Consider the following 3,943-nt stretch of genomic DNA (forward strand, 5'->3'; position numbering starts at 1 on the left):
ACTTTGTGCTGAACGGGCAGCTGGATGAGCTTTTGAACGGGCTGATTACTGCCGATCAGGCAGAGAGATTGAAAAAGGTGCAGTAAAATGGCAGAGCAGAATGAAATTAATGGCGGAAGCGGAGCTGGCGGCGGCAGGGCCGGTACGGCCGCCGGCGGGCAGGCGCAGGAGGTCTGGACCATTGGCAGGATATTGAAGTGGACGGAGGGCTATTTCAGGAAGGCAGGCCTGGATTCGCCGCGGCTGGATGCGGAGGTACTGCTTTCCTACGTGCTGAAAAAGGAGAGGATTTTCCTCTACGTGCATTTTGACCAGCCAATGGAAGCGGCGGAGCTGGCGGCGTACAAGGACTGCATCAAGCGCAGGGTACAGCGTCAGCCGGTGGCGTATATTACAGGGCACAAGGAGTTTATGGGGCTGGAGTTCAAGGTGACACCGGCCACCCTGATTCCCCGCCCTGATACGGAAATTCTGGTGGAGGCCGTACTGCAGAGGCTCAAGGCAGGTGCGGAGGCCGAAGGCAGCCTGATTGCGGATATTGGCACGGGAAGCGGTGCTATCTGCCTTTCCCTTTTGAATTACCTGCCGAAGCTGCAGGCGGTGACGGTGGATATTTCGGCGGAGGCATTGGCCGTGGCAGAGGAAAATGCACGGTCGCTGGGGCTGGCAGAGCGGCTTGAGCTTTGGCAGGGAGATATGCTGGAGCCATTGAAGCAGCAGGCGGAAAGCTTTTCCGGCAGGCTGGCGGCAATCGTTTCCAATCCGCCCTATATTCCGAGGGCGGATATTGCCGGGCTGGAGCCTGATGTGAGGGCTTTTGAGCCTGTGGGGGCATTGGATGGCGGCGAGGACGGGCTGGATTTTTATCGCAGGCTGTTGGCAGATGGTGCCGCTTTCCTGCAGGCGGATGGCTTTCTGGCCATGGAAGCAGGTATCCATCAGGCACAGCAGCTCAAGGCGCTGGCAGAGGAACTGCCCCAGTGGGGCCGGTGCGAAATCATCAGGGATTTGGCAGGCATTGAGAGGGTTGTCGTGCTGTGGAAGAAGTAGCGGGCCGGCATACAGGCCGGCTTTTTCCAGAGGTGCACAGTTGGCTTTTATCGGTTGCTTTTATGAGGTGGTTTGGCGATGGAAACAGAAATCGTGCGGATACGTGATGTCGTAAAACAGCAGAGGGAGATAGCCAGGGCGGCAGGAATTCTGCGGCAGGGACAGCTGGTGGCATTTCCCACGGAAACTGTCTACGGCATCGGCGCGCTGGGATTGGACAGGAATGCTGTGGAGGCCTTGTACGCGGCCAAAAATCGTCCTGCCAGCAAGGCTTTTTCCCTGCAGGTCGCGGATGCCGGCATGGTGCCGCGGGTGGCGGCCTACGTGCCTAAGACTGCCAGGCTTTTGATGGAGCGGTTTTGTCCCGGCGCCATAACGGTGGTTCTCCCCAAGGCCGCCGCTGTTTCCTATGAGGTGACGGGCGGCCGTGATACGGTGGGGGTACGCATACCGGCGCATCCTGTGGCGCTGGCATTACTGAGGGCTGTGGGTCAGCCTCTGGCGGTGCCCAGTGCCAATATTTCCGGCCATACCAGCCCTTTATCAGCAAGTGATGTATACGCTGATATGGCTGGCAGGCTTCCTCTGATATTGGATGGGGGCACCTGTCCTGTGGGGGTTGAGTCAACCATTGTGGACTGCACCGGCAGTAAAATAAAAATTTTGCGGCACGGCGCCATTGGTGAGGATGCGATTTGGGCGGCAATCCATGAGGCCTGAAGGCTGGTTTTTGCTTTCAGGCAAATTTGTTTCAGGCAGGTTTGGTTTAAGCAAAACTAGCGCAGGCAAGATGGCCGGGGCAAAAATAATTCGGACAAAATAAAAGAGGGCGGCATATCACAGCCTATGTGGGATATGCCGCTCTCTTTTTATTTTGTCAATGCTGTTTGGTTCAATTCATCCATACAACGTCCATAGCAGGGTTTCTTTCTTTTCTTCTGGCAATAATGGTGTCAACCTTATCAGCCGGGACGCCGCGCATGCTGCTGGTGCAGATAGAAACGCTCAGGGAGGAAACAGCACCGCCTGCCATCAGTTTTTTGAAGGTGTCAATATCACCTTCGCCGGAAACGTAGAACATATCTACCTTGCCGTCCTCGCGCCTTTGCAGGAAGGTAGCGGCCGCACCGCCTGTTACCATATCCAGCTCATCATCGTTCAGCATAGCATCTTTCTTTTCCATAGTCATTTTAACCGCCTCTTTCTTGTTTATTTATTGGATTATCTTTTCTTTGCTCTTTATACGCACAAATGATGAACGTATTACAAAAAATAAAAAATATCCTGCAATATTGCGTTTTTATTGCAGGAAAACTGTAGAGATTTGCTGATGGGTCTAAATAGAAGAGAGCGGCACATCACAGCCGCTCGTGTGATAATGCCGCTCCCTTTTGGTTTTTATAGTTTTGCTACGGAAATCGGATAGTCAGAGCTTTAGATTAAAGCCTCATACAATTTGGTGATATCTTCTACGCTTGTTTCCTTTGGATTACCAGGACGGCAGGCATCATCATAGGCAGACTGTGCCAGGAAAGGAATATCCTCCGCTTTCACAATTTCCTTCAAATTGGCTGGAATACCAACATCCTGTGACAGCTGTTTTACAGCCTCAACCGCGGCCTTTCTGTATTCCTCCTGCGTCATATCGTCAACGCCTTTTACGCCCATGGCACGAGCAATTTCACGATATTTCTCACCGGTAGCTTCTGCATTATATTCCATAACTGATGGCAGAATGATGGCATTGGCAACGCCATGCGGTGTGTCATATAAGGCTCCGAGCGGATGCGCCATAGAATGAACAATACCAAGGCCTACATTTGAGAATCCCATGCCTGCAACATACTGCCCCAGAGCCATTCCTTCCCTGCCTTCCGGTGTATTATTCACTGCACCACGAAGGCTTCTGGCAATAATCTCAATTGCTTTCAGGTGGAACATATCAGAAAGCTCCCATGCTCCGGCTGTGATATAGCCCTCAATAGCATGCGTCAAGGCATCCATGCCCGTAGCTGCTGTCAGGCCCTTTGGCATGGAAGACATCATTTCAGAATCAATAAACGCAACAACCGGGATATCATGCGGGTCCACACATACCATTTTGCGATTATTTGCAGTATCAGTAATAACGTAATTAATTGTCACTTCTGCCGCAGTGCCTGCCGTTGTTGGCACTGCAAAAATAGGGACACACTTATTTTTGGTAGGTGCGACGCCTTCCAGGCTAACAACATCTGAAAATTCCGGATTGGTGATGATAATGCCGATTGCTTTCGCCGTATCCATTGATGAGCCACCGCCAATGGCAATGATATAATCGGCCCCGGACGCTTTAAAAGCCTCAACACCGGTCTGGACATTTTCGACAGTTGGATTTGGTTTGATATTGGAATATACTTCATACGCCATTCCTGCGCCTTCCAGTACATCCAGCACCTTTTTTGTAACCCCGAATTTGATAAGGTCAGGGTCAGAGCAGATAAATGCTTTTACAAACCCTCTTCCCTTTGCTTCGGTTGCGATTTCTTTTCTTGCACCTGCGCCGTGATAAGATGTTTCATTGAGTACGAACCTGTTTGCCATGATGTATTCCCCTTTCCTTTGAAAATCTGCATCTAAACTGATTATATTATAACACTATATAAAAAGTTTTGGAATCTTTTTCGCAGTTAAGAGGCATTCTTTAGATTGAAAAGCTATTTCTGTATAGTTCTCTCGGATTATGCCTTTATTTTGTAGCGAAAAAAATCCTGCAATACAATATTGCAGGAAACTTGAGTTTTGTTTATACTGGCGTGAAGATTGGGAGCATATAGTCAGTCGGAGCAGCCGGTGATGGGGGTGAGCTTGTCCAGGGTGCAGATGCGTGGAGCAGTTTCCCGGCGTGCTTCCT

At 50.8% G+C, this 3,943-nt stretch carries 4 protein-coding genes; 2 read left to right on the forward strand and 2 right to left on the reverse strand.

The genetic code is table 11. The features are described from left to right. The first annotated feature begins 87 nt into the window (after window positions 1–87). Both prmC and ACI3UA_RS02170 read left to right on the forward strand, forming a co-directional pair. A complete protein-coding gene (gene prmC, locus ACI3UA_RS02165) occupies window positions 88–1,050 on the forward strand; it encodes a peptide chain release factor N(5)-glutamine methyltransferase (RefSeq protein ID WP_439723192.1) in 963 nt (320 codons plus the stop codon). A gap of 78 nt (window positions 1,051–1,128) precedes the next feature. Then, window positions 1,129–1,770: an L-threonylcarbamoyladenylate synthase gene (locus ACI3UA_RS02170; protein ID WP_439723193.1), complete on the forward strand. Its 642-nt coding sequence runs from the start codon at window positions 1,129–1,131 to the stop codon at window positions 1,768–1,770. Window positions 1,771–1,942: 172 nt separating this feature from the next. Here ACI3UA_RS02170 and ACI3UA_RS02175 read toward each other — a convergent pair whose 3' ends face one another. Further along, on the reverse strand, window positions 1,943–2,233 hold the full coding sequence (locus ACI3UA_RS02175) for a hypothetical protein (RefSeq protein ID WP_439723194.1): 291 nt from the start codon (window positions 2,231–2,233) through the stop codon (window positions 1,943–1,945). 251 nt (window positions 2,234–2,484) lie between these two features. Further along, entirely contained in the window at window positions 2,485–3,633 is a 1,149-nt protein-coding gene (fucO, locus tag ACI3UA_RS02180; RefSeq protein ID WP_439723195.1) for a lactaldehyde reductase, read from the reverse strand. Between the last annotated feature and the right edge of the window lie 310 nt (window positions 3,634–3,943).

Origin of the sequence: Anaerovibrio sp., assembly GCF_051866355.1 — a bacterium.
Classification (GTDB): Bacteria; Bacillota; Negativicutes; order Selenomonadales; family Selenomonadaceae; genus Anaerovibrio.

Coding starts and splice junctions, on each gene's coding strand:
- prmC (WP_439723192.1), top strand. CDS start 88: ATGGCAGAGCAGAATGAAATTAATGGCGGAAGCGGAGCTGGCGGCGGC.
- ACI3UA_RS02170 (WP_439723193.1), top strand. CDS start 1,129: ATGGAAACAGAAATCGTGCGGATACGTGATGTCGTAAAACAGCAGAGG.
- ACI3UA_RS02175 (WP_439723194.1), bottom strand. CDS start 2,233: ATGGAAAAGAAAGATGCTATGCTGAACGATGATGAGCTGGATATGGTA.
- fucO (WP_439723195.1), bottom strand. CDS start 3,633: ATGGCAAACAGGTTCGTACTCAATGAAACATCTTATCACGGCGCAGGT.